The organism is Ruegeria sp. F5 (assembly GCF_056533845.1).
Genome location: NZ_JBQFOU010000013.1, coordinates 52,110 through 77,267 on the forward strand (window position 1 = coordinate 52,110; position 25,158 = coordinate 77,267).

The 25,158-nt window shown below is 61.1% G+C and carries 21 protein-coding genes; 3 read left to right on the forward strand and 18 right to left on the reverse strand.

The features are described 5' to 3' along the window. Positions 1–2 precede the first annotated feature (2 nt). Positions 3–1,520 (reverse strand): basic amino acid/polyamine antiporter, encoded by a 1,518-nt coding sequence (locus ACR0K1_RS18165; protein WP_480851430.1) that lies wholly within the window; start codon positions 1,518–1,520, stop codon positions 3–5. 249 nt (positions 1,521–1,769) lie between these two features. Between ACR0K1_RS18165 and ACR0K1_RS18170 the strand changes: the two genes are divergently transcribed. Beyond that, positions 1,770–2,435: a hypothetical protein gene (locus ACR0K1_RS18170; RefSeq protein ID WP_480851431.1), complete on the forward strand. Its 666-nt coding sequence runs from the start codon at positions 1,770–1,772 to the stop codon at positions 2,433–2,435. Positions 2,436–2,514: 79 nt separating this feature from the next. On the opposite strand, the gene ACR0K1_RS18175 is transcribed toward ACR0K1_RS18170, so the two are convergent. Continuing rightward, positions 2,515–2,652: a Rieske (2Fe-2S) protein gene (locus ACR0K1_RS18175; protein WP_480851432.1), complete on the reverse strand. Its 138-nt coding sequence runs from the start codon at positions 2,650–2,652 to the stop codon at positions 2,515–2,517. 102 nt (positions 2,653–2,754) lie between these two features. Between ACR0K1_RS18175 and deoC the strand changes: the two genes are divergently transcribed. Next, positions 2,755–3,780 (forward strand): deoxyribose-phosphate aldolase, encoded by a 1,026-nt coding sequence (deoC, locus tag ACR0K1_RS18180; RefSeq protein WP_480851433.1) that lies wholly within the window; start codon positions 2,755–2,757, stop codon positions 3,778–3,780. 10 nt (positions 3,781–3,790) lie between these two features. Next, positions 3,791–6,172 carry an aldehyde dehydrogenase family protein gene (locus ACR0K1_RS18185; protein WP_480615861.1) on the forward strand — a complete coding sequence of 794 codons (2,382 nt, stop codon included), beginning with the start codon at positions 3,791–3,793 and terminating at the stop codon, positions 6,170–6,172. A gap of 98 nt (positions 6,173–6,270) precedes the next feature. Here ACR0K1_RS18185 and ACR0K1_RS18190 read toward each other — a convergent pair whose 3' ends face one another. From ACR0K1_RS18190 to ACR0K1_RS18265, 16 genes are all read right to left on the reverse strand, one after another. Continuing rightward, a complete protein-coding gene (locus tag ACR0K1_RS18190) occupies positions 6,271–6,834 on the reverse strand; it encodes a sarcosine oxidase subunit gamma (protein WP_480851434.1) in 564 nt (187 codons plus the stop codon). Then, positions 6,827–9,781 (reverse strand): sarcosine oxidase subunit alpha family protein, encoded by a 2,955-nt coding sequence (locus ACR0K1_RS18195; RefSeq protein ID WP_480851435.1) that lies wholly within the window; start codon positions 9,779–9,781, stop codon positions 6,827–6,829. The genes ACR0K1_RS18190 and ACR0K1_RS18195 overlap by 8 nt, the downstream gene beginning before the upstream one ends. Next, a complete protein-coding gene (locus tag ACR0K1_RS18200) occupies positions 9,778–10,068 on the reverse strand; it encodes a sarcosine oxidase subunit delta (RefSeq protein WP_480615867.1) in 291 nt (96 codons plus the stop codon). Before ACR0K1_RS18200 ends, ACR0K1_RS18195 begins: the two co-directional genes overlap by 4 nt. A gap of 12 nt (positions 10,069–10,080) precedes the next feature. Further along, the gene (locus tag ACR0K1_RS18205) at positions 10,081–11,331 is read right to left on the reverse strand and encodes a sarcosine oxidase subunit beta family protein (RefSeq protein WP_480615869.1); all 1,251 of its coding nucleotides are present in this window, start codon (positions 11,329–11,331) and stop codon (positions 10,081–10,083) included. Positions 11,332–11,547: 216 nt separating this feature from the next. Beyond that, the gene (locus ACR0K1_RS18210) at positions 11,548–12,480 is read right to left on the reverse strand and encodes an SMP-30/gluconolactonase/LRE family protein (RefSeq protein WP_480851436.1); all 933 of its coding nucleotides are present in this window, start codon (positions 12,478–12,480) and stop codon (positions 11,548–11,550) included. Between the two features lie 129 nt (positions 12,481–12,609). Then, positions 12,610–14,112, reverse strand: a complete 1,503-nt coding sequence (locus ACR0K1_RS18215) for an aldehyde dehydrogenase (NADP(+)) (protein ID WP_480851437.1) — start codon at positions 14,110–14,112, stop codon at positions 12,610–12,612. A gap of 1 nt (position 14,113) precedes the next feature. Continuing rightward, the gene (locus tag ACR0K1_RS18220) at positions 14,114–15,022 is read right to left on the reverse strand and encodes a dihydrodipicolinate synthase family protein (protein ID WP_480851438.1); all 909 of its coding nucleotides are present in this window, start codon (positions 15,020–15,022) and stop codon (positions 14,114–14,116) included. A 3-nt stretch (positions 15,023–15,025) separates the two neighbouring features. Continuing rightward, a complete protein-coding gene (locus ACR0K1_RS18225) occupies positions 15,026–16,201 on the reverse strand; it encodes an L-rhamnonate dehydratase (RefSeq protein WP_480615877.1) in 1,176 nt (391 codons plus the stop codon). A 10-nt stretch (positions 16,202–16,211) separates the two neighbouring features. Further along, positions 16,212–17,216 (reverse strand): 4-hydroxythreonine-4-phosphate dehydrogenase PdxA, encoded by a 1,005-nt coding sequence (locus ACR0K1_RS18230; protein WP_480615879.1) that lies wholly within the window; start codon positions 17,214–17,216, stop codon positions 16,212–16,214. After that, positions 17,213–18,175 carry a YncE family protein gene (locus tag ACR0K1_RS18235; protein ID WP_480615881.1) on the reverse strand — a complete coding sequence of 321 codons (963 nt, stop codon included), beginning with the start codon at positions 18,173–18,175 and terminating at the stop codon, positions 17,213–17,215. Before ACR0K1_RS18235 ends, ACR0K1_RS18230 begins: the two co-directional genes overlap by 4 nt. A gap of 75 nt (positions 18,176–18,250) precedes the next feature. Continuing rightward, positions 18,251–19,396: a substrate-binding domain-containing protein gene (locus ACR0K1_RS18240; RefSeq protein WP_480615883.1), complete on the reverse strand. Its 1,146-nt coding sequence runs from the start codon at positions 19,394–19,396 to the stop codon at positions 18,251–18,253. An 82-nt stretch (positions 19,397–19,478) separates the two neighbouring features. Then, positions 19,479–20,603 carry an ABC transporter permease gene (locus tag ACR0K1_RS18245; protein ID WP_480851439.1) on the reverse strand — a complete coding sequence of 375 codons (1,125 nt, stop codon included), beginning with the start codon at positions 20,601–20,603 and terminating at the stop codon, positions 19,479–19,481. A gap of 11 nt (positions 20,604–20,614) precedes the next feature. Then, on the reverse strand, positions 20,615–21,376 hold the full coding sequence (locus ACR0K1_RS18250; protein ID WP_480615887.1) for an ATP-binding cassette domain-containing protein: 762 nt from the start codon (positions 21,374–21,376) through the stop codon (positions 20,615–20,617). A 113-nt stretch (positions 21,377–21,489) separates the two neighbouring features. Next, positions 21,490–22,536 (reverse strand): substrate-binding domain-containing protein, encoded by a 1,047-nt coding sequence (locus tag ACR0K1_RS18255; protein WP_480615889.1) that lies wholly within the window; start codon positions 22,534–22,536, stop codon positions 21,490–21,492. A 19-nt stretch (positions 22,537–22,555) separates the two neighbouring features. Continuing rightward, positions 22,556–23,575, reverse strand: a complete 1,020-nt coding sequence (locus ACR0K1_RS18260) for an ABC transporter permease (RefSeq protein ID WP_480615891.1) — start codon at positions 23,573–23,575, stop codon at positions 22,556–22,558. A gap of 11 nt (positions 23,576–23,586) precedes the next feature. Further along, positions 23,587–25,134 (reverse strand): sugar ABC transporter ATP-binding protein, encoded by a 1,548-nt coding sequence (locus tag ACR0K1_RS18265; protein ID WP_480851440.1) that lies wholly within the window; start codon positions 25,132–25,134, stop codon positions 23,587–23,589. Positions 25,135–25,158: the final 24 nt, after the last annotated feature.

Genomic DNA, 25,158 nt, shown 5'->3' on the forward strand with positions numbered 1-25,158 from the left:
GTTCAACCCGAAAACACCTCAGGCAGCTGCCCGTCGACCAACATCCACAAGGCAACGCCTGCCAGCAGCATCAGACCCGCGGCAACCAATGCCTCGGCCCGGTCAAACGCGGTGGCTGAATCTGCGGCAGTCCGGCGCGCCCAGTAGAATACGGGCAATCCGGCCGCATAGATAATGGCGCCCGCCAGCATGAACTGGATGCCCGCCGCGTAGACCAGCCACAGGCCGAAGCCGGTCGCGAGCAAGCTGGTAGTCAAGGCCGTATTCCTGCCGAGCTTTGCGGTACGCGGGTATTCGCCCGACCAGATCACTTTCCAAAGAAAAACTGCAGAGCCTATGTATGCCGGCAAAATAACCACGCCTGTGATCGATAGCATCAAGTTCCATGCGTTATCGGCAAAATAGACAACGATGATGGCCGCTTGCATGATAACGGTTGAAATAATAAGCGAATTCGACGCGATATCGGCCTGATTGGTTTTGGCAAAGAACTTCGGAAAAGTCCCGTCCTTTGCACAGACCCACGGCAACTGCGCCACAATCAGCGTCCAAACCAGCCAGGAGCTGAGCAAGGCGATGATTACACCAACATTAATAAAAACCTCGCCCCAATAGCCGACGAGCGACATCATGATGCCCGCAGTGGAGGGTGGGGCCAGCGCTGCAAGCTCACCCTGGGACATCACGCCAAATGGCACGACAGAGATGAGAACAAAGATGACCGTCACGATGAAGTAGCCAAGGATCGTTGCCCGGCTGACGGTTTTGGCGTCGGACTGATCGGACATCACAACGGCGCATTCGATGCCGATATACATCCAGAGCGTGACAAGCATCGTGCTTTTGATCTGGTCGAGAAGACTGCCCAAGGGTTTGTCGGCATGTTGAGTGTCCAGAGTATTCCCCCAGAGATCCGCCGTGATAAGTCCCTTACCAAACGAGAAGAAAACCACCACTGCCAAGAACACAAGAACCGGCAGGAATTTAGCCACGGTCCCGATACTGTTCAGAAGCGATGCACTCTTCACGCCACGCATGACGAGAAAACACAGACACCAAATGATCAGGGATGAACCCAGCGTAGCCTGCCAGGTATTCCCGTCCTGAAAGTAAGGCGGGAAAAAGTAATTCAGGGCGTCCATCAGCAGAACAGCATAGCTGACATTTCCGAATGCGACGGACAGCCAATAACCCCAGGCAATCAGAAAACCGGCGAGCCTGCCGAAGCCAGCGCGTGCGTACATGTAGATACCCGAGGTCATCTCCGGGTGGATATCGGCCAGAACCTGAAAGCTTCGCGTGACAAAGAAGATACCCAGACCGCTGATGAGCCAAGCAATGAGAACCGCACCCAGCGCGGCCTGTTCGGCCATGTTCTGCGGAATGTTGAAAACTCCGCCACCAAACATCGCGCTGACGACCAGCAAAGTCATGGCGAACAGACCAAGCTTCTTGGGAGCAGATGTCGGTTGACTATCTCCTTCCGATGCTTCCGAAACCCGGTTAGATTGCACTGCCATAAGTTCTATTGTCCGATCGGTTTCTAAACATTACTTCCCGCCTAAGTTACATAACCGTCGGAGTTTGTGTTCCATTTTTTGCTGCAATGCTTGAATGGTTCTTTGGTTGATTTTTTAGCGCCCGAACCAAACGAACTAGGTTCTACGATTTTTCTAGGAGACCTCAAGTAGCATCCAAGTTCGAAAGCTTGAATTATCGGAAGTCTACCTCATGGCTTATTGCAATTGACTAACGGCCCAAAGCCGACCATGAGCATGACAGCCGAATGCTGCGCCTGCAGTCCGCATTGTAGACCTTCGCTGCAGGAGCCGGACAATCTGCACCGGGCCCTGAATGTCGAGCCCGACCGTCTGAGGGACGTCCTGTGCTGGCGCGACGAGCGCTATGTCGACAGGAACCTGGTGCTGCGCTACGACGGCAAGCGGATAACGCTTGAAGAGAACGATCTCACCCGTGGCCTCGTTGGCAAATATGTGGGCAGCTATGAATACCAGAACGGTACGCTGGAATTCCGGTCAAAGAGCGTTCCACTGCCCTACTCTGCTTACGACAAAGATCAACGTGTGAGCCACGCGGCGATCATCGGGAACAAGCGACTGAGCGCAGTGCTGGAGCACATCAAGCAAGAGCAGGATAAAGCACCACCCAAGAAGCGCCGCGTCGGCACTCAGGCCACACACTACAAACCGACAGGTCGGCGCAACAATGCTGGAACTCAAGGTTTGCGAAAGCAGCGAAAGAAAAGCGTGCAGCCAGACAGGGCTCCGATGTTTGAGGTCTCCACCCTGTCAGGCTGCACTACCGTTCCGCGGCAACTGGGACATTTCTACTTTGTAGACCAAGTGACATTTCAACTTGGTTGCAACATATCGCTCACACAATCAGCCCATTGCGTTCTTCCGCCGGATAGCTGATAAGCCGAACAGTTTTGGGGATCGGTTTCGGCCGATCAGCGATTGCGGGACCTCGGGTGCAGGTCCCGTCATTGCCATTTTACAGACCGTGGAAAGGACAGACGATACTCTTGCAGTCTTCATCCATCCAGCCCAAGCTTGGAATGGCACCGCGACGCACGCACAGATCATGGGCTGCGGCGATTCCGTCGATCGCGCGATAACGCGCCAGATCCATGTCCAGTAATCTGGCTTTGACTGGCGCGACGTCCGCGCGCCATCTGGATATCCCCGCCACGCCCCACGGCAAGAGTTTCCTGCCCACGCTAGGAGAGAAACAGTGACTGTATCGACATTGGACGATCAAAAGGAAACGGTCAGAACCGACCACCTTCCGGTTGCGGCGCATGCCGCACGTTTTCCGCGCAACCCCGGTGTGCCGCTGGATCTGGACTGGGTGTCCTCGGTTCAGGCCAACACCTCGGCCATTGAACGCCGGGCGGCGTCTTTGACGGCGCGGCGCAGCGTGAAGAAAGACTATCAGGCGGCCTGGCTGCTGCGGGCGATTACCCTGATGGATCTGACCACGCTGAACGGTGACGATACCAAGGGCAAGGTCCGGCGGCTGTGTGCCAAGGCGCGCCGTCCGCTGAAGCAGGAGCTGGTCGAGGCGTTGGGCATCGAAAGCCTGAACCTGACCACCGGTGCGGTCTGTGTCTATCACGACATGGTCGAAACCGCCGTCGAGGCGCTGGAGGGCACGGGTATCCCGGTTGCCGCGGTCTCGACCGGTTTTCCGGATGCGCTCAGCCCGTTTCACCTGCGGGTGAAAGAGATTGAGGAATCGGTCAGCGCCGGTGCCAGCGAGATCGACATCGTGATCTCGCGCCGTCATGTGCTGACCGGCGACTGGCAGGCGCTTTATGACGAGATGCGCGCCTATCGCGACGCCTGCGGCGATGCCCATGTCAAGGCGATCATCTCGACCGGTCAGTTGGGGTCGTTGCGCAATGTGGCGCGGGCCAGCCATGTGTGCATGATGGCGGGGGCCGATTTCATCAAGACCTCGACCGGCAAGGAAAGCGTCAACGCCACGCTGCCGGTCAGCCTGACCATGGTCCGCACCACCCGCGAATACGAAGAGCGGACCGGATACAAGATCGGCTTCAAACCGGCAGGTGGTATCTCCATGGCCAAGGACGCGCTGATCTATCTTTCGATGATGAAGGAAGAGCGCGGCAATGACTGGCTCGAGCCCGACCTGTTCCGGTTTGGCGCTTCCAGCCTGCTGGGCGATATCGAACGCCAGCTTGAGCACCACGTAACGGGCCGCTACTCGGCCGCCTTCCGGCACGGCATCAGCTAAGGGGGCTGACATGACAATTGCAGAGATTTTCAAGACCATGGATTATGGCCCCGCACCCGAAAGCGCCGAGCTTGCAAACAAATGGCTGGACAATCACGGCCGCAATTTCGGCCTGTTCATCAATGGTGCCTTCACCAAACCGGGCAAATCAAAGTTCGACAGCCTGTCGCCAGCGGATGGCCAGACTTTGGCGTCGCTGACCGAGGCGACCAAAAAGGATGTGGATCAGGCCGTCAGCGCGGCCTCGGCGGCGCAGAAGGGCTGGGCCAAAATGGGCGGCGCGGCGCGGGCGCGTTACCTGTATGCCATTGCCCGGCTGATCCAGAAACATGCGCGCCTGTTCGCGGTTCTGGAAAGCATGGATAACGGCAAGCCGATCCGGGAATCGCGCGACGCGGACATCCCCACCGCCGCCCGCCATTTCTATCACCATGCCGGTTGGGCGCAGCTGATGGAAAAGGAACTGCCCGATCATGAACCCGTCGGCGTTGCCGGTCAGGTCATCCCGTGGAACTTCCCCTTCCTGATGCTGGCGTGGAAAATCGCGCCCGCTTTGGCGATGGGAAACACCGTCGTGCTGAAACCTGCGGAATACACCTCGCTCACAGCGCTTCTGTTTGCCGATATCTGCGTTGAGGCCGGCCTGCCCGCAGGTGTCGTGAACATCGTCACCGGGCACGGCCCGGTCGGTGCGATGATCGCCGGTCACAAGGATGTGGCCAAGGTGGCCTTTACCGGCTCGACCCGCGTGGGCCGCATTCTGCGCGAACAGACCGCCGGTTCCGGCAAGAAACTGACGCTGGAGCTGGGCGGCAAATCCCCCTTCATCGTCTTTGACGACGCCGATATCGACAGCGCGGTCGAAGGGATTGTGGATGCGATCTGGTTCAATCAGGGGCAGGTCTGCTGCGCCGGGTCGCGCCTGCTGGTGCATGAATCCATCGCCGACAAGTTCCACGACCGGATCAGGCTGCGCATGCAAAGCCTGCGCGTCGGCGACCCGCTGGACAAATCCATCGACGTCGGCTGCATCGTCGATCCCATCCAGCACAAGCAGGTCACCCGCATGGTCGAGTTGGGTGTCGAGGAAGGCGCGACGCTTTATCAGGCCGATGCCGCTTTGCCCGAAAATGGCTGCTATTACCCGCCCACCCTGCTGACCGGTGTCGAAGCCGGGGCAACGCTGGCGCAAGAGGAAATCTTTGGCCCGGTTCTGGTCACCATGACCTTCCGCACGCCTGCCGAGGCGGTGCAACTGGCCAACAACACCAAATACGGTCTGGCGGCCAGCATCTGGACCGAGAACATCAACCTCGCCCTTGGTGTCGCGCCGCAGATCAAGGCCGGCGTGATCTGGGTCAACTGCACCAACCAGTTCGACGCTGCCGCAGGCTTTGGCGGGTATCGCGAAAGCGGTTTTGGCCGCGAAGGCGGGCGCGAGGGGCTGTATGAATACGTCAAACCCAAACACCTCAAATCGCTGAAAGACGCGGCCCCCATCAAACCGGCTGAGGTGAAAGAAACCGGCCTTGGCGGTCTGGGCAGCATCGACCGCACCGCCAAGATGTATGTCGGCGGCAAACAGGCGCGGCCCGACAGCGGTTATTCGCAGCCTGTCGTGTCACCCAAGGGCAAGCTGATCGGCCATGTGGGGCTGGGCAACCGCAAGGACATCCGCAACGCGGTCGAGGCCGCGACCGGTGCGGCGGGGGGCTGGGCCAAAGCCTCGGGGCACAACAAGGCGCAGATCCTCTACTATATCGGTGAAAACCTGGCCGCCCGCGCGGAAGAGTTCGAAGCCCGCCTGCGTCAGATGACCGGCGCTTCGGCCAAGACCGCAGCGGCCGAGGTTGAAACCGCGATCGACCGGCTGTTCACCTATGCCGCCTGGGCCGACAAATATGACGGTCAGGTGCATTCGGTGCCCGTACGCGGCGTCACCGTTGCCATGAAGGAACCGGTGGGTGTCATGGGCATCGCCTGCCCGGACGAGGCGCCGCTGCTGGGCTTTGTCTCGCTGGTGGCCCCGGCGATTGCCATGGGCAACGCGGTTGTTGCCGTCCCGTCCGAGGTCTACCCGCTGGCCGCGACCGACTTGTATCAGGTGTTCGATACCTCGGACCTGCCGGGCGGTGTGGTCAACATCGTCACCGGCGGCAAGGACGAGCTGACCAAGACGCTCGCCGATCACTACGGGATCGACGGCGTCTGGTACCACGGCACTGGCGAAGGGTCGGCGATGGTCGAAAAGGCCTCGGCGGCGAACCTCAAACGCACCTGGGTGAATTATGGCAAGGCGATCGACTGGTTCGACGCGGTCCAGGCCGAGGGTGAGGAATTTCTGCGTCAGGCGACCGAGGTCAAAAACGTCTGGATTCCATACGGCGAGTAAAGGGATTTGGCGGAACAGGGCCGCATCCGGATGGCCCCGGCGACGTAACCGGGGCCGGGCCGCAGAGCAGCGATGATGTGCTGCCCTCGGGCTGAGGGTCAGGCGATGGATTTCGCCGCTGCCAGCAGACCGTGATGCAGGGACGCGGCTGAGGAGCGGGGGGCGATGACAGCCATGCGATCTTCTGCCAGCCGCCACAGGAACACGCCCAGATGTTCCGCCGTGGTGCGGATCGCAGCGCCGGTGTCCATCGTCCGGACCGGGGCGTTGGTCAGCCGTTCGAACAGGTCGCACAGCGCCGCGCCTTGCACGTCGAACCGGCACCAGCCGTCGGTCTGTTCGACCACCGACGCAGTGTCGCCGAGGATCTGTTTCAACTCGGACGCCAGCAATTCGTGGCTGCCCTGCGGGGCGGTGACCATCCACTGATCCGGACCGGTCCAGAATGCGGCAAAGGGTGCGGCCTCGGAGGATTGACCGACGCCGGGCAAAGTCAGACCGATCTTGCCAGCCAGCGCCTTTTGCACCGCACCTGCCTGTTCGTTGCGCGCCGCAACCGAGGCCAGCGCCTGATCCACGACCTCGGTGATCGTGATCGTGCCGATGGTGTCGGTGCGTGGCGTGTCGCTGCCCAGCGGGGTGATGGGTTTTATGTTATGCACGAAGCTTCTCCCCTTCCGGGTCCAGGAAATGAGCGCTGACGATCTCGACCAGGATCTCCTGCCCTTCCAGCGGGTTGACCAGACGCAGGGATTCGCCCATGCGGTCGAACCCGCCTTTGACAAAGCCCAGCCCGATCGAGCTGTGCAGGATCGGTGAATAAGCCGCCGAGGTGACATAGCCCTGATCATGGGCCGCATCGACCGGCCCGGTGGCGTTCATCAGATGCCCGCCCGCAGCGATGGTATCCTTGGCATCCACCGGCCTCAGGCCCACCAGCGCCAGCGCGTCCGGCGTGTTCAGCCCTTCGCGTTCGGACAAGGTGTTGCCGATACAATCCTTTTTCTTCGACACCATCCGGCCAAGACCCAGGTTCAGCGCCGTGGTGGTGCCGTTCAACTCGTTGCCCGTGGCGTGGCCCTTTTCGATCCGCATGACGCCCAGGGCCTCGGTGCCATAGGGTACAACGTCGAACTCTTCACCCGCTTCCATCAGCGCGCGCATCAGCCCGTCGCCGTTCCGTGTGGGCACCGCGATCTCATAGGCCAGCTCGCCCGAGAACGAGATGCGGAACAGCCGCGCCCGCAGGCCGCCGCAGACGGTGATCTCGCCACAGGCCATGAAGGGAAACGCCTCGTTCGAGATGTCGAACTCGGGGTCCACGATCTTTTGCAACAGCTTGCGGCTATTGGGACCGGCCACGGCATATTGCGCCCAGGCCTCGGTGGTCGAGATCAGCTGCACATCCATGTCCGGGCACAGGCATTGGCGTACGAATTCCATGTTGCGATAGACCAGAACCGCGTTGGCGGTGGTAGTGGTCACGACAAAATGATCCTCGGCAAACCGGGCGGCGGTGCCGTCGTCATAGGCAATGCCATCCTCGCGCAGCATCAGCCCATAGCGCACCTTGCCCACGGGCAGTTTCCCAAACGCGTTGGCGTAGATCACGTTCAGGAAAGCCGCTGCATCCGCGCCCTGCACGTCGATCTTGCCCAGCGTGGTCACATCGCACACCCCGACCGAATTGCGGGTCTGCAGCACCTCACGGTCCACCGATTGCCGCCAATGGGATTCGCCCGTGCGCGGGAACCACTGCGCGCGCAGCCAATTGCCGACTTCGACAAATACCGCGCCCTGTTCCTCGGCCCATGTGTGGCTGGGCGTCAGGCGGGTCGGGTGGAACGCCTTGCCGACCGCGCGGCCGCCAAAGGCCCCCATCGCCACCGGCGTATAGGGTGGGCGAAAGATTGTCGTGCCGGTTTCCGGAATCGATTTGCCGGTCAGTTCCGCCATCGCCGCCAGCGCGCCAACGTTCGAGGTCTTGCCCTGATCGGTCGCCATGCCCAGCGTGGTATAGCGTTTCAGGTGCTCGACCGAGGTAAAGTTCTCCTGATGTGCCAGCTTGACGTCCTTGACGGTGACATCGTTCTGAAAGTCCAGCCACGCACGTTTTGCGCCTTGGACATGCCAGAAAGGGCTGATCGAAACCCGGGCATCCGTGGCAGCGGGCAGATCGGCGGGCGATGCGCTGATCCCCAGATCTGACAGTGAAGTCACAGCCGCCGCCGCGCCGCCCTGCAATGCCGCATCGGTGGTCAGCTCACCCTTGGCAGCGCCAGCGACGATCTGACCGACGGGCAGCCCCTGACCCGGAACAAAGGCGTGGATATCCGCGTTCCAGACCGGGCGGCCGCGCTGATGGCAGGTCAGGCCCAGGTTCGGGTTCCAGCCGCCGGACATCGCCAGCGCCTCGCAATGCAGATCGGTTGTATACCCTTTGTCTGTGCGCACCTGAACCGAGCTCAGCCCTAGACGGCCCGAAGTGTTGATAATCCGGGCTCCTTTCAGAACCTCGGTGCCCGCGACATCCGGCGCGTCGGGGCGGGTATCGACAATGGCCGGAACCTTGATGCCCTGCGCCATCAGATCGCGCGCCGTCTGATGCGCGTTGTCATTATTGGCAAAGACAACGACCGATTGCGCGGGCGTTGCGGCCCAGCGGTTGGCATAGGACCGCACCGCCCCGGCCAGCATGATGCCGGGCCGGTCGTTGTTTTCGAACGCGATGGGGCGTTCAATGGCCCCGGTCGCGATCAGCGCGCGCTTGGAGTAGATGCGCCACAGAGTCTGGCGCGGCTTGTCCGCCTTAGGCGCGATCAGGTGATCCGCGTTGCGCTCGACCGCGCCATAGATGCCATGGTCATAGGCCCCGAACACGGTCGTACGCGGCATTACACGCACGCTCTTCAGCGCCGCCAGTTCACCTAGCGCCTGCGCAACCCAGTCTGCGCCGGACATGTCCACCAGCGCGCCGGTCTCGGCAATCAGACGCCCGCCCATGCGGAAATCCTCATCCGCCAGAATGACCTGAGCCCCCGCCCGCCCTGCGGTCAGCGCCGCCGACAGACCCGCCGGACCCGCGCCAATGATCAGCAGATCGCAATGCAGGAACCCTTTGTCATAAAGGTCGGGATCATCCTCTCCGGTCAGGCTGCCCAGACCGGCGGCTTTGCGGATGATCGGCTCATACAGCTTTTCCCAGAACGCCTTGGGCCACATGAAGGTCTTGTAGTAAAACCCCGCCGTCAGGAAATTCGAGAACCGGTCGTTGATCGCCATGACATCGCGGTCCAGCGAGGGCCAGCGGTTCTGGGACTTGGCGCTCAGCCCGCCATAAAGCTCGGCCACGGTGGCGCGGGTGTTGGGCTCCTGCCGCCCGCCCGTGCGCAGTTCGACCAGCGCGTTGGGTTCTTCACTGCCCGATGTCAGCACCCCGCGCGGGCGGTGGTACTTGAAAGACCGGCCCATCAGGCGCACGCCGTTGGCCAGCAGAGCCGAGGCCAGCGTGTCGCCCCCGAACCCCTGATAGGATTTGCCGTCGAAGGTGAAGTTCAGGCTGGTATTGCGGTCGATCAGCCCGCCGGTCAGACGATTGCTTTGTGTCATTGCGCCGCCTTCCCTGCCGCCCTTGCCACATCCCGCGCCAGTTCGACCTTCAGAATTTCATGGGTCAGCGTGTTGCGCGTGACCACCAGCCACGAGCGGTCGCCCTGTTCGTGGAACCACAGCTCGCGATGTTCGCCCGCCGGGTTGTCGCGCAGATACAGGTAGTCGTGAAAGGCCTGCGCCGCATTGTCCGCCTGCCAGTCGGGACGGTTCAGAAGGCACGCATCGCCCAGATAGGTGAACTCCTGCGCGTCGCGCGGGCCAAGCAATGGATGGTCGATAATCATCGGATAAGCCCCCTAATGCAGGTTCGGTTGGGCGCCCTGCCCTTTTTCGTCGATCATGTGCCCGGTCATGAACCGGTCCAGCCGATAGGCCGTTGCCGTTTCATGCGGGCGGTCGGTTTTCAGCAAATGGGCAAAGCAATAGCCGGACGCGGGTGTCGCCTTGAAGCCGCCATAGCACCAACCTCCGTTGAAATAGAGCCCGTCTATGTGGGTCTTGTCGATAAAGGGCGAGCCATCCATCGACATATCCATCAGCCCGCCCCAGCTGCGCAGCAGGCGGGCGCGGCCCAGTGCGGGGATCAGTGCCATGCCGCTTTCGATCACGTCCTCGATCACCGGCAGGTTCCCGCGTTGGGCATAGGTGTTGTACATGTCGATGTCGCCGCCAAAGACCAGCCCGCCCTTGTCGGACTGGCTGCAATAGAAATGCCCCGCGCCATAGGTGATCACACCGTCGATGATGGGCTTCAGCCCCTCGGAAACAAAGGCCTGCAGAACGTGGCTTTCGATGGGCAGGCGCATCCCCGCCTTCTCCATCACGCGGCTGGAACTGCCTGCGACCGCCACGCCAACCTTCCCCGCCCCGATGAACCCGCGCGAGGTTTCAACCCCCAGAACCTTGCCGTTTTCGATGCGAAAGCCGTTCACTTCGCAGTTCTGGATGATGTCGACGCCACGCATGTCCGCGCCGCGCGCATAGCCCCAGGCCACCGCATCGTGTCGCACGGTGCCGCCCCGGCGATGCAGCAGACCCCCCTTGATCGGGAAGCGCGCGTCTTTGAAGTTCAGGAACGGATACATCGCGCGCACGCCTTCGGTATCCAGCAATTCGGCATCCGACCCGTTCAGGATCATCGCATTGCCCCGCCGCCGCGCCGCATCGCGCTGCGCGTCGGTGTGAACCAGATTCAGAATGCCGCGCTGGCTGACCATGGCGTTGTAATTGAAATCCTGTTCCAGGTTCTCCCACAGTTTTAGCGAGAACTCATAGAACGGCTCATTCCCGTCCAGCAGATAGTTCGAGCGGATGATCGTGGTGTTCCGCCCCACATTGCCGCCGCCGATCCAGCCTTTTTCCAACACCGCGATACGCACCGCGCCGAATTCCTTGGCCAGGTAATAGGCCGTTGCCAGACCATGCCCGCCGCCGCCCACGATGACATAGTCATACGCGTCCGCAGGCGCAGGGTCGCGCCATTGCGGGCCCCAGCCCTTGTGGCCGGTGACGGCCTCTTTGATCAGTCTCAGCACCGAAAATCGCATGAAGGCTCTCGCTTATTGTCTACGGCAACCTGAGCATTGCCCGCCGATCAATTCGCGCGTTATTTCGGACGAAAACCATCCTATATGCGACAGATTTGCCGGATATGGCCTTTGCGAGGGTCTGAGGCAGGGTTTTGGGTGTCCGAAAGGCCATCTGGAAGCCCTGACGGAGCGCTGGCATTCCGGACCTGTGCGTTCCTTATTCGGTTCAGCGTTTCAAGCGGTCTGATCCAGCCCGTTCACATTCAAATAGATGGCATAAAGCGAACTTGTGCCTGCAATGAACAGCCGGTTCAACTTGGCCCCGCCGAAGCAGACATTGCCCACCATTTCCGGGATATGCACCTTGCCGATCAGATCACCCTGGGGGTTCAGGCAGTGCACCCCGTCGGCGGCAGAGCTCCAGATCCGACCGGCCCGGTCGGGGCGGAAACCATCGAAAAGCCCGTTGGTGCATTCTGCGAACACCTCGCCGTTGCTCAGAGACTTGCCATCCGAGGACAGATCGAACCGCCGGATATGCGCCGGGCCGTCCGGGTCATGGGTGACCCCGGTGTCCGAGATGAACAGGCAGCTTTCGTCCGGCGAAAACGCCAGACCGTTGGGTTTCACGAAATCCGTGGCAACTGCCGTCACTTCAACCGTATCCGGATCGATGCGGTAGACATGGCAGGCGCCGATTTCGCTTTCGGCACGCTCGCCCTCGTAATCCATCATGATCCCGTAGGACGGATCGGTGAACCAGACCGAGCCATCGGATTTCACCACGACATCGTTGGGCGAATTCAGCCGCTTGTTCTGCCACGTATCGGCCAGAACGGTGATCGATCCGTCATGTTCGGTGCGGGTCACGCGGCGCGTCAGGTGTTCGCAGGATACAAGCCGCCCCTGCCGGTCCAGCGTATTGCCATTGGCATTGTTCGATGGCTGGCGGAAGACCGAGACCGAGCCGTCCGTGTCATCCCAGCGCATTAGGCGGTTGTTGGGAATGTCCGACCAGACCAGATACCTGCCAGCCGCAAACCAGGCTGGACCTTCGGACCAGCGCGCACCGGTCCACAGACGCTCGACCCGGGCATGGCCGATGAAACAGGCCTCGAACTCCTTTTCGATCACCTCGAACCCGGTTCCGTCCAGAATACCAAACATCCATCCGCTCCTTTATCTGCGGGTCTGACCGGGGCCCAGCCCGGTTGCGCCCGCCTGTTTCCCGGCAGATCGGGGTCGAGGCCCCGGATCGTCCGATGTCATATGCAAACTTGTTATCCTCAGGCCGTTCTAGCCCCGCAGCTCGGGCGGCAGCAGCGCGTCGGGCATGTTCTGATAGCTGACCGGCCGCAGCCAGCGGACAATACCCAGCGTCCCGACCGAGGTTGCCCGAACATCGGTGCTGGCCGGGTAAGGCCCGCCATGCATCATGGCCGAGCAGACCTCGACCCCCGTCGGGAAACCGTTGACCAGCAGACGACCGGCCTTTTCTTCGAGAACCGGCATCAGATCCTGCGCCAGCGCGGTATCGCCATCGTCCATGTGCAGGGTCAGGGTCAGCTGACCCTCCAACCCTTCGGCCAGAGCCTTCATCTGATCCGCGTCGTCGCAGCGCACAAGGATACCCGCTGCGCCGAAGACCTCATGCTGCAGTTTGGGGTCTGCCATCCACTCGGCGGCGCTGGCCTTGAACAGCGCGGGCATGGCCGAACGATTGCCGGTGGCCGCGCCGCAGGATGTGACCACGGTCATCAGGTCGCGGAAGGCGCGGACGCCCTGTTCGTAGGCGTCGTGAATGCCGTCGGTCAGCATCTTCTGCTCTGCCGTGTCATTCAGGGCCGCAACGCAGGCCGCTTCCAATGCGTCGGCCCCAGGCCCCTTAACCATAACCGCCACGCCGGGATTGGTGCAGAACTGCCCCGCGCCCATGGTCAGCGAGGCCGCCCAGCCCGTGCCGATCTTGGCCGCGCGTGCTGACATCGCCTGAGGCAGGCAGAACATCGGGTTGACGGAACCCAGCTCGCCATAAAACGGGATCGGCTGCGGGCGCGCATGGCACAGATCATAGAGCGCCCTGCCCCCGGCCAGCGATCCGGTGAAACCCACGGCGGTGATCTCGGGGTGCTGTGCAAGCGCCACGCCGACCTCGCGCCCCGACCCCTGCACCATCTGGAAGGTGCCCACAGGCATGCCGCATATCTCGATGGCCCTGGCGATGGCCTGCGCCACCAGTTCAGCCGTGCCCGCATGGGCACTGTGGCCCTTGACGATCACCGGACACCCTGCGGCCAAAGCCGAAGCGGTATCCCCGCCCGCCGTGGAAAAGGCGAGCGGGAAGTTCGACGCACCAAAGACGGCCACGGGGCCGATGGCTTTGTGCGTCAGGCGCAGATCAGGACGGGGGAGTGGCGTCCTGTCAGGAAGCGCGCCAACTCTGCGGATATCGAGATACCCGGTGTCTTCGATCAGATCGGCGAACATGCGCAGCTGGCCGGTGGTGCGGCCACGCTCACCCACCAGTCGCGCCTCGGGCAGACCCGTCTCGGCCATGCCGGTTCGGGTAATCTCATCGCCCAGCACATCCATCTGGTCTGAAATCGCGCGCAGGAACGCGGCGCGCTCGGCCCGCGATTTACCCGAATAGGCGCGGAAGTCTCGTCGGGCAGCGCGGCAGGCCGCATCCACCTGCGCGGCGGTGGCCTGAGCAAAGCTCTGCCCTCCAAGGTCGTCTGATGCGCGCAGGTTGTCGGACCCGACCCAGGTGCCATCGATCAGGTTTTGTCCAAGGATCATGTTATCTTCCCCAATTCAGGACCATCGGGTCCAGCGGTTTCAAAAGACCGATCAGCCGGTCGCGGATGGCCGGTTGCAACGGGTCGATCGGGTGACGGCAGAAATCCGAGGTGAACACGCCCCCTTCGACCATCGCGGCCTTGCAGGATTGCCAGCCGCATTGGCGGTTTTCATGGTTGATCACCATCGCCACACGGCCATAGGCGGCGGTCGCCTCGTCCACGCGGCCTGCCAGGTGGTGCGTGATCACCGGCTTGATCTGATCCACGATCATGCCCGAGGTCATTGACCCCGTGGCCCCCGCATCCAGATCGGCCAACAAGGTGATGCCTTCCTCGCCGTCAAAGGGCGCTTCAATCGCATCACCGCCTTCGGCGATCAGCGCGCGCAGCTTGTTGGCCGCCCGAGGGCATTCGATCTTGAACAGCTTCACCATTTCGATCTCTTGCGCCATGCGCACCAACAAGGGAACAGGCAGATCAACGCCTGACAAGGGTGCGTCCTGCACCATTATTGGGATACCGATCTCGCCTACGGCGGCAAACTGATCATAGGTCTGCTGCGCGTTCCCTTTCAGCAGCGCCCCATGATAGGGCGGCATCATCATCACGATGTCCGCGCCCAGATCTTTGGCGAATTTCGCCCGCTCCACCGCGATCTGGGTGGCAAAATGGCTGATCGTCACGATCATCGGCACACGGCCGGCGACATGCTCGAGGCTCAGCCGGGTCAGGATTGCGCGTTCCTCATCCGAGATCAGGAACTGTTCCGAGAAATTGGCGAGCACGCAGATGCCATCCGCGCCCTGATCGATCAGGCAATCCAGAACCCGTTTCATCCCCTCAAGATCAAGCGTTCCGTCCTCATGAAACGGCGTCGGCGCAACGGGCCAGATACCGGTATAGGTCATGGGTTACTCCGTAATTTCGAAATGTTTCAGGTGCTTGTCCGTGATCTCGATCCCCAGACCCGGCTTGTCATCATCCAGATCAAGGAAGCCGTCCAACGCCTCGGGGTCGCCTTCGAAGATGTAGTAGAACAGCTCATTCCCGACCTCGACGTCGAAGACGGGGAAGTATTCGCTGATCATGCAATTGGCGTTGGCCATGGTCAGGTGATAATTGTGCATCTGCCCCGCATGGGGGATGACGGGAACCTGAAACGCCTCGGCAATCGCGTTGATCTTTTGCGCCGCAGTGATGCCGCCCACCCGGTTGGTGTCGTATTGCAGGACTGAGACTGCCTTTTTCTCGATCAGGTCCTTGCAGCCGATGATCGAGAATTCATGCTCACCGCCCGAGATCGGGATGATGTTCATCGCATTCAGCTCGCGATAGCCTTCGACGTCATCGGCGATCACCGGCTCCTCAAGCCAGCGGGGTTCATATTTGACCAGCTTGGGCAGCATCCGCTTGGTGTAATCGAGGTTCCAGCCCATATAGCATTCGACCATCAGATCGACGTCATAGCCGATGACTTCACGCACGGCCTCGACCCGTTTGAGGTTTTTGCGCATCCCCGCCATGCCATCCTTGGGCCCCCAGCCGAACCGCATCTTGTAGGCGGAATAGCCGTTCTTTTGCGCCTCGGCGGCCTCGGCCTGCATCACGTCGATGGGGCCGGAATAGAGCTTGGAATAGTAGACCGGGATCTTCTCCTTGGTGCGCCCGCCCAACAGTTTGAACACTGGTTTCCCTGCCAGCTTGCCCATCAGGTCCCAGATGGCCAGATCAACCGCCGAGATCGCTATCATCCCGATCCCCTTGCGCCCCCAGGCATGGCTGCGGCGGTACATCTTTTCCCATAAGTAAGCGTAGTCGAACGGGTCCTCACCGATCACCAAGGGCGCAAACCATTCGTCGATGGCGGCTTTGACCACCGAGGGCGCAAGGGCCGCGTTGCCGATGCCGACGGTGCCATCTTCGGTCTCGATCTCGCATGTCAGCCATTGGTGAAAACGGAAGGACGACATCGCATCGCCCTTTTCATACAGTGCGTCCGAGGCATTGGTGCAGAAATTGCCGGTGGGCGGCACGGTCGGTCCGGTCCAGTTCCAGACGCGGGTGCGTACGGATTTGATCTTGGTCATCTTTGTCCTCTCAGTCCGCGCTGCGTTCGGCGCGATGTGTTTTCGCCATGCGCACCAGCAGATCGAACGCCTGCCGTGTCGCGCCCGGATCGGCCTTGTTCTGTCCGGCGATATCAAAAGCGGTGCCATGGGCAGGGGTAGCGACAGGAATGGGCAGCCCGCCCGCGACGGTCACACCGCGTTCGAACCCCATAAGCTTGATCGCGATCTGGCCCTGGTCGTGATACATGGTCACAACCGCATCGACCTCGCCCCGCTGCGCCTTTAGGAACACCGTATCCGAGGGCCATGGACCGCTCACACTCATCTGTTTTTGCTGCGCTTTGCGCACGGCGGGTTCGAGAATTTCGATCTCTTCCCGGCCAAACTTGCCATTGTCCCCGGCATGTGGGTTCAGCGCCGCCACCGCGATATTGGGGCGCGTGTTGCCCGCCTTGCGCAAAGTGTCGTTGGCTAGGTTAACCGCTTTCAATATCCCCTCTTCGGTGATATTGGCCGCCACATCCTTAAGCCCGATATGCGAGGTCACGCGGGTCGTCATCAGCTCATCCAGAACGTTGAGTTCCGAGTGATAGCCGGTATGGCCCAGATACCGCGCCATATAGCGGTGCTCATCTTCGGCATTCAGCCCGGCGGCGGTCATCGCAGCCTTGTTGAACGGGCCGAACAGGATGCCATCCACGTGCCCTGTCATCGCCAGATCCATCGCCCTGTCGAGACAGCGCAGCGAGGTCGTGCCGCCCTCGACCGTGACCTCAGCGATCTGCACGTCCTCGGGCGCAATGGTGTCGAGTTCCAGATGCATTAGGCCCGTCTGGTCCGCCACCGCGCCCACCGTGTTCAGCGGCACATCCAGCCCGGCCTGTTTCGCGCCGCGTTGCCACAGGTGGCTGTCGCCCACCAGCACGATATCGGCTGCGTCCTGCACGCCGTCCTGATTGAGCAGCTTGGCGATCAACTCGGGTCCGATGCCGGACGGGTCGCCGGGGACAATGGCGATACGGGGTTTGGTCATGCCGCGCCCTCCCAGTAATTGGAAAACCCGTCCGGCAGGATGACCATCACGTCCGGCTCTTTGCCGGTGTCAAAGGTCTGCACCACTTCGAACGTATCGAGGTTGAAGCGCTGCACTTGTTCGCAATCGATGGCGATATAGGCGAATGCGGCCTCATCATCGATGCACAGCGCCAGCGGGTTGGCGGGTGTTTTCTGTTCGTGCAACATCTCTCCGGTCGCTTCGTCGAACACCGAAAACGACCCGCCGAAATGGTTCATTGTCACCAGCCGGTTGCGCCTTTTGTCATAGTAGATGCGGCAAGGATCGTCCGGCGTTGGAAAGGTCCGCTCGATCTCTAGCGTGTCGATGTTGATCACCGCCACCGTGTTGGAAATCCGTTGCGAGGTGTAAAGCGTCCGCGCCTCTTCGCGCAGGCAGCGCCCCTCGGGTTTCTGCCCGGTCTTGATCGAGATCGGCGTGACCGAGGCATCATAGGGTTTGAACACGGTCACATCGCCCGAGGTCAGGTTCATCGAATAGGCCGTATGCCCGCCCCGGGTCAGCGCAAACAGATGGCATTTGGTGCCGCCGGTCGGCGTGATATGGTCCCAGCCCTGATCGAAGGCACGCGGGTTTTCCTTGACCAGCAGATGCCCGGTCCATTCCGACAACACATAAAGCCGCCCCTGCCCGTCCAGCCCGATCCCATGCGGGCGGCGGTGTTCACCCAGATCATAGGTGTGCACGATTTCCTGCTTGCGGATGTCGATCACGATGACCGAGCGGCCCTCCAGCCCTTCAATGCCCGAGTTCTGCACCCCATAATGCCCGACATAGGCATAGTGAAACTCATCATCGACCACGAATTCATGGGGGAAATGCGGCAAATCCAAACGCCCCTGCCGGGCGCCCGTTTCAATGTCATACCAGCTTACGCAATGGCTGCATTTTTCAATCAGCATCATGGATTGCGCCATTCGATCTCCCTCCGGTGGCCGTCTTAAATTGGGTTCCGTGACCGGCCATTCGCCAGCCGGTCACAGAGAGGGGTATCAGCGTTCCAGCGCGCCGACGCCCGAGAAGCGGAACGCTTCCTGCTCCAGCGCGTTCAGCTCATCCGCGCTCATCCGATCGTGGGCCACCGTGATGCGGCCAAGGAAGACAAAGGGCAGCTCGTCCTGACGGCCCTCCAGATGTGCCTTGATCGCTTCGGCCGTGGCTGCGCCCACGTCATCGCCCATGCGCATCGGCGTTGCGTCCAACTCGCCCCGGCGGATGGCGTCCAGCTCCAGACCCGTGCCGCCCCAACCTGTTGAGAACACGTCTTTCTCTTTGCCGACGGCGACCTGCGCCTCGACCGAGCCCATGGCCATCGCGGTGTTGGCGTTATGGATGATCGTGGCTTCGGGATAGGCCTGCAGGATCAGGCTGGTGCCTTCAAAGCCGCCTTCGCGCTGGTACTCACCGTAATGTTCGTAAACGGTGGTCCAGTTGCCTTTCTCTTCAACGCAGGCCTTGAAATCGCCCGAGCGCTGATCGTCGGTGATGCCCGGAATGCCCCGGTTCATCGCCATGGTCACATCGTTGCCCAGACGTTCCAGCATATAGTCGCACATGGTCAGCGCACCGGCGGCCGAACTGAAGTCGAACCACGCATCCGGCTGGTTCTTCAGGTCCTTGGGTGGCGTGTGGAAAGCCCAGACAAAGGTGGCAAAACCATCATTGCCTGCCATCTTGTCGATATTGTCTGCCTGAATCGCCAGTTCTGACGGCCCGAAGATCACGAAATCATACAGGTCCGCATCCTGAACCACCTGATTGGCATAGGTCGACTGCAGGCTGTGCTCGATCTGACGGCTGGCGAATTCTGTGGTCTCGTATTCGATCCCCAACTCTTCCAGCCGTTTCGTCATCGCCAGATAGTTGCGCGCCCAGAAATCCGAGGTATCCGCCGACGGATAGATCAGCGCGATCTGCAGCGGGCCGTCCTGCGTGCCGCTGTATTTCACCGCCTCGGCCCCCGTTGTCGCCTGAAGCGCCTCGAGCTTGCCGTCGGCGTTCACCTCGCCCGGAACCCAGTAATCCCTGTCTTCGATGCCCGGCAGCTCTTTCAGGGGCAGGTTGCCCTCGGCCCAGGCCGCGGCGGCACACAGGCAAAACGCGCTTGTCGTCAGTAGTGCTTTGTTCAATTGTTTCACGGTAAGTCCTCCCTTTCGCGAATAAGTGGGGTCTTGCAGGTGCGTCGGGGCTCCTATCCCCCGGCGCACCACTTTTGTTGCCCTAGCCGCTAGGCACAGGCTCGGTTGCCAGTCCCGCCCCGAGGGCCAGCAACAGGATCAGGGCGCCGATCAGCGCGGCTGAAAAACGAAGTAGCTTTTGGGCTTCTTTGCTGCGCAGCCCGGCCAGCAGGCCATGCGCGCCATCCCGGTCTTTTTTCTGCATCCAGGTGTACAGAGCGACCGAACTGACGATCACCACGCCCGAGGCGACGGATTGCCAGAAGAACTCGATCCGCAGGGTCACCAGCGCATTGATCATCATCGACAGCAGCAGCACACCGGCCAATGATCCCAGCATCGAGGCGCGCCCGCCGAACAGGGACGTGCCGCCCACAACCACCGCCGCAATGACGTGCAGGTTGAAATACGGGGCCGAGGTCGCCTGAATCGCATTCAGCTTTCCGGTCAGCATCACACCCGCCATCGCCGCCGCCGCGCCCATTAGCACATAGGCGTAGATCTTGTGGCGATCGACCGCGACGCCGGTCATCTCACTGGCTTCGGGGTTGGAGCCGATGGCGATGGTGTAGCGCCCGAAATAGGTGCGGGTCAGGACCACATAGCCAACGGCCATGGTGATCAGGCCCAGTACCACCGGCACCGGGATGAAACCGGGGATCTGGCCACGCCCGATCTCGGTGATCAGGTCAGGGAAACGGGCCAGCACAAGACCTTTGGCAATCACCAGCGCCAGACCGCGATAGACAAGGTCCATCGCCAACGTACCGATCAGGTCCGGCACCTTGAACCGGGTAATAACCAGACCGTTGATCAGGCCCATGATCGCGCCCATCAAAATGGCCAGAGGCACCGCAATCCAAGCCGGAAAGCCGTATTGCTTGACCAGAAAGGCCATCAGAATGGCCGACAGCGCCGCGACCGAGCCAATCGACAGGTCAATACCCCGCTGGGTGATGACAAATGTCATCGCCATCGCCATCGGCATGTAAAGCGCCGCGTCCAGCAGGATCAGGTTAAGGTTGGTCAGTCGGAAATACCGCGCCGGTTCGGCGATCCCCATGAAGATCAGGATCGCGAGGATCATGACCATGGGACCGATGAAAGCCAGATAAGGTTCCAGCCGGTCCATCAGTGTCTTTTCGGGATGCGTGGTTGTTGCAGACATCTCTTTACTCCTCACGCAGCCGCATCCTGAGCGCCCACGATGAGGCCCAGAACATCCTGCACGGAACTTTCCGCAGTTTTGACAACGCCAACCGCGCGGCCACGGCGTTGGACGTGAATGCGATCCGACACTTCGAACACATCATCCAGCGAATGCGAGATCAGGATCACCGCCAGCCCCTGCTCGCGCAGCGCCTTGATCAGTTTCAGCGTCCGTGCCGTTTCCTGCGGCCCCAGCGCGGCGGTGGGTTCGTCCATCACAAGCAGGCGCAGATCGTCGTGATACACGGCACGGGAAATCGCAACGGCCTGACGCTGACCACCCGACAGGCTTTCGGTCATCACATCCATTGACCTCAGACGCACGCCCAGGCGTTCTTCCAGCACCCGCGCGGCCTCAGTCTTCATGCGTTTGTTGTCCAGAAACGGGATGCCCAAAAAGCTCGTGGTCAATTCGTTGCCCAAGAACATGTTCGCAGCGGGCGACAGGTGATCGGCCAGCGCCAATGTCTGATAAACAGCATCAATCCCGTTTGCGATGGCGTCCGAGTGACTGGACATCTCCAACGGTTGGCCGTCCAGCAGAATCCGGCCTTCGGTCGGCTGATAGACCCCGGTCAGGATCTTGATCAGCGTGGATTTTCCGGCCCCGTTGTCGCCGACAATGGCCAGAACCTCGCCCGCATAGGCGGTCAGGTCCACATCCTGCAGCGCCGTCACACCGCCAAAGCGCTTTGTTATTTCTTGCATTTGAACCAATGGCGTGTCGCTCATAGTTTCCTCCTCTGCGCATAGCTCCGCCATGGCGGTCAATCGACCGCTCGCAGGTTCTTGCGCGTTTCATCCCTGCCGAAAGCGGCCCCCGTTGTCAGGGGCCACCCGTGGGCTTACTTGCCCCAGATTTTCGAATAGGCCTCCCGGTATGGGCTGTCGGGGTCGAACTGGTTGGTATCGCCCAGCTTGGCCAGCCCCGCCTCGGTCACCAGCGCCGGCGAGGTGATATAGCCCGAGCATGCCTCGCCCTGAATGGCGCGGTTCAGCTCGTCCACCAGTTGCCAGCCCTGCAGGTTCAGCGGCTCGGCCACGGTGATGGTCTGGTAGTTGCCGCTGCGGATGCGCTGGAACGCAGCCTCGGAGCCATCGCCAGCGGACCCCGCCTGCGGACCATCCTCGGACGAGATGCCAGCGGCGGCCAGCGCCGGACCCATGAAGTCGAAGTAAAGGTCATTGATCGCCAGCGCATGCGTCCACTGATCCCCGTATTTCTGCAACAGGCTGGTGGTCAGCGGCCCCATCCGAGCCGAGGTGTCTGCGATGGGCGTATCGACATATTCCAGCACCGTGCCGCCTGCGGCTTCAATGGTTTCCTTGATGCGGTCGGCCTTGTCGATGGCGATCTGATAGGTCGAGTCGGTGAAGATAATCGCACCGACCTCGTCACCGCCATCCTCCATCGCCCATTCCGCAGCCACCTCGGACACGGTCATCGCGTCGGTCGAGACATTGGCGAATATACCGCCCGGCGCATCGCAGCCGATCTTTGGACCCGAGTGCCATGCGACAATCGGGATACCGGCCTCGACCACGCCTTCCAGCGCGGCCTGCTGTTCGACTGCGTCAAAGCCGTTGATGATGATCCCGTCCGGCTGCAAGGCCAGCGCCTGACCAATCGCCCCTGTGCGGCCCTGAATCGAACCTGCGCCGTCCAGCACGCGGACCTCCCAGCCGATGGTGTCCACGGCCTCTTCCACGCCGTTGGTCACGCCCAGAATGCCGCCGTTCTTCAGGTCGGCGGCGACGACAACAATCGATTTTCCCTCGGCCGCGGTTGGCCCCGCGGTTGGCCCGTCAAAGGCGGTCTCGGCCATCGCTGGCATCCCCAGACCGGTCAGAAGGGCAGCGGCGGATACCGCCATGAACGTCCGTTTCAGCATAATCTCCTCCCTTATGCTTTTACTTGCTGGCGCCCTTGCGCCGCTGGGCGTAACCGGCAATGCCGATTGCGATCAGAAGCGTGACACCGTTGAACATCGGCTCGACCCAGAAGGATCCACCGAATTGTTGAATGCCCGAGATACCAACAGCCAGGATCGCGACACCCACGACTGTTCCCCAGACATTCACACGTCCCGGCTTGATGGTTGTTGACCCCAGAAAGGCCCCGACCAAAGCAGGCAACAGGAATTCCAAACCGACCGAGGCTTGCCCGATCCGAAGTTTCGAGGCCAAGAGCACCCCGGCAAAGGCGGTGATCAGGCCCGATGACATGAAAGCGCCGATGACGAATTTGCGCGTCGGTATACCGTTCAGCTGCGCGGCGCGTTGGTTGGCGCCAATCGCATAGAGGTATCGACCGATGGGCGTGTATTCCAGGATCAGCCACATCGCCACGGTAATCGCCAGCACGTAGAACCCGGTGATCGGCAGGCCGAAAACAAAGGTGCCGTTGATGGCATAGAAGCTTTCGGGCAATGCGCCCACCATCTGACGGCCGCCTGTGTGCCACAGGGCCAGCGCATACAAAACGGTGCCAGTGCCCAGCGTGGCGATGAAGCTGTCGATCTTGGCGACCTCGACCAGCAGCCCGTTCAGGAACCCTGTCAGCAGGCCCAGTGACAGAACGATGGCCACGGCGATGGGCCACGGAATGCCGAACATGGTCTGCAGGGAAATCGCCAGAATGTGCCAAAGCACGATCCCATACCCCACCGTCAGGTCGATCCGGCCCGCCGCCATCGGGATCATCGCCCCAAGCGACAACAGCGCAATGATCGCCTTGTCCGAGATGATCGCCCGCAGGTTCAGCATCGTCGGAAAGGTGTTGGGCAGCAGGATCGAGAACAGGATGATAAGGAACGCAGTCAGCAGAACCAGACCATAGACCGGCAGAAACCGCAGAATGCGCGTTTTCAGCGAGGCGTTTTTCAATTCGGCCTTGGTGGGTTCCAGCGCGTTGGATTCAAGCGATTGCATATTCGTTTTCCTTAACTCGCCACGGCGCTCGAGGCCGAGGCAGCCTGTATGAGGTTTTCAGTGGTCAGTTCCGTGCCCGACAATTCGCTCACGATTTGGCCCTGACTGAACACGATGGCGCGGTGGCAGATCGCGGCGACCTCTTCGAAATCGGTCGAGACAACGATGATGCCCACGCCCTCTTCCATGGCGCGGTTCAGCAAGGCATAGATTTCGGCCTTGGCCCCCACATCCACTCCGGCGGTCGGGTCTTCGCAAATCAGCAGCTTGCGCTTTGTTTCCAGCCAGCGTCCGATCACGACCTTTTGCTGATTGCCGCCCGACAGGCTTTCGATGGCCATGCTCTGGTCATTGGGCGACAGGGCGACCCCCTTGCCGATCCGGGCAGCGCTTTCGGTTTCCGCGCGGGTGCTCATGAAAGACAGCAGCGAGCGCCCGATAGCCGCCGGGTTCAGAAACGTGTTCTCGCGAATGGTCAGCGACATGGCCACCGATTCCTCGGTCCGGTCGCGCGCGACCAGACCGATGCCTGACGCCATGGCCGTCTGCGGTGATGACAGATCGGGGCTTTCGCCATGCAACGTGATCTCGCCGTTGAACATCTCGGACCCGAACAGCGCGCGCGAGACATGCTCGTGCCCGGCCCCGCGGAGGCCAACCAGACCCACGATCTCGCGGGCCTGAAGCTGGAAGCTGACATTATGTGCGGCCTCCATATTCAGGCCGGACACCTGCAAAATCGTATCGCCCGGGGGCGTGTCGGGTTTCATCACCTGCCGCGTCTTGCGACCGACAATCATATAGACCAACTCCTCGGGGGTGGTGTGATCAATGCTGCGCAGCCCGACCATCTCGCCGTCGCGCAACACGGCGACGCGGTCCGCGATTCGGAAAATCTCATCCAGACGGTGCGAGACATAGATCATCCCGACACCCTGCTCCTTGAGGGGGCGCAGTGCCTCGAACAGCCGTTCGACCTCATCTGCAGGCAAAGATGCTGTGGGTTCGTCCAGAACCAGATAGTCGCAATCCACCGCCAGCGCTCGTGCGATGGCAACCAGCGATTTCTCGGTCCGCGACAGGTCCTGTACCCGCGTGCTGGGGTCAAATTCACATCCGACCTTGTCCAGTGCCTGTTGCGCGAAACCTTCGACGGATTTCCAGTTGATCAGCCCGCTTTTGCGCGCATATCCCAGTGCCAGCGCGATGTTTTCCGCCACCGTCATCCATTCGATCATGCCCAGATCCTGATGGATGAAGGCCACCGACTGACGTTCACCGAAACCGCCTGGCCGGTGCTCGTAGGGATGACCGTCGATCAGAACGCGTCCTTCGTCCGCCTTGTGGATGCCGCCGAGTATCTTGATCAGTGTGGATTTCCCGGCCCCGTTTTCACCCAGCAAAGCGACGATTTCACCACGCTCGATGTTCAGCGACACGTCGCGTAGGGCATAGGTGCCTCCGAAATGCTTCTTTATACCGTCAAAGAAGAGATTGTTTTGTGCAGTGCCGGGCACCGAGGCCACCTCCCAGATCGCGGTAACTCTGCTGCTCCTCAACAGCGCCTTGAGTTACCCGTAACG

What these genes read in the sequence shown, in the direction of transcription:
- ACR0K1_RS18165 (WP_480851430.1), bottom strand. Translation starts at nt 1,520, where the DNA reads ATGGCAGTGCAATCTAACCGGGTTTCGGAAGCATCGGAAGGAGATAGT.
- ACR0K1_RS18170 (WP_480851431.1), top strand. Translation starts at nt 1,770, where the DNA reads ATGAGCATGACAGCCGAATGCTGCGCCTGCAGTCCGCATTGTAGACCT.
- ACR0K1_RS18175 (WP_480851432.1), bottom strand. Translation starts at nt 2,652, where the DNA reads ATGGATCTGGCGCGTTATCGCGCGATCGACGGAATCGCCGCAGCCCAT.
- ACR0K1_RS18185 (WP_480615861.1), top strand. Translation starts at nt 3,791, where the DNA reads ATGACAATTGCAGAGATTTTCAAGACCATGGATTATGGCCCCGCACCC.
- ACR0K1_RS18195 (WP_480851435.1), bottom strand. Translation starts at nt 9,781, where the DNA reads ATGACACAAAGCAATCGTCTGACCGGCGGGCTGATCGACCGCAATACC.
- ACR0K1_RS18200 (WP_480615867.1), bottom strand. Translation starts at nt 10,068, where the DNA reads ATGATTATCGACCATCCATTGCTTGGCCCGCGCGACGCGCAGGAGTTC.
- ACR0K1_RS18205 (WP_480615869.1), bottom strand. Translation starts at nt 11,331, where the DNA reads ATGCGATTTTCGGTGCTGAGACTGATCAAAGAGGCCGTCACCGGCCAC.
- ACR0K1_RS18210 (WP_480851436.1), bottom strand. Translation starts at nt 12,480, where the DNA reads ATGTTTGGTATTCTGGACGGAACCGGGTTCGAGGTGATCGAAAAGGAG.
- ACR0K1_RS18215 (WP_480851437.1), bottom strand. Translation starts at nt 14,112, where the DNA reads ATGATCCTTGGACAAAACCTGATCGATGGCACCTGGGTCGGGTCCGAC.
- ACR0K1_RS18220 (WP_480851438.1), bottom strand. Translation starts at nt 15,022, where the DNA reads ATGACCTATACCGGTATCTGGCCCGTTGCGCCGACGCCGTTTCATGAG.
- ACR0K1_RS18225 (WP_480615877.1), bottom strand. Translation starts at nt 16,201, where the DNA reads ATGACCAAGATCAAATCCGTACGCACCCGCGTCTGGAACTGGACCGGA.
- ACR0K1_RS18230 (WP_480615879.1), bottom strand. Translation starts at nt 17,216, where the DNA reads ATGACCAAACCCCGTATCGCCATTGTCCCCGGCGACCCGTCCGGCATC.
- ACR0K1_RS18235 (WP_480615881.1), bottom strand. Translation starts at nt 18,175, where the DNA reads ATGGCGCAATCCATGATGCTGATTGAAAAATGCAGCCATTGCGTAAGC.
- ACR0K1_RS18245 (WP_480851439.1), bottom strand. Translation starts at nt 20,603, where the DNA reads ATGTCTGCAACAACCACGCATCCCGAAAAGACACTGATGGACCGGCTG.
- ACR0K1_RS18250 (WP_480615887.1), bottom strand. Translation starts at nt 21,376, where the DNA reads ATGAGCGACACGCCATTGGTTCAAATGCAAGAAATAACAAAGCGCTTT.
- ACR0K1_RS18255 (WP_480615889.1), bottom strand. Translation starts at nt 22,536, where the DNA reads ATGCTGAAACGGACGTTCATGGCGGTATCCGCCGCTGCCCTTCTGACC.
- ACR0K1_RS18260 (WP_480615891.1), bottom strand. Translation starts at nt 23,575, where the DNA reads ATGCAATCGCTTGAATCCAACGCGCTGGAACCCACCAAGGCCGAATTG.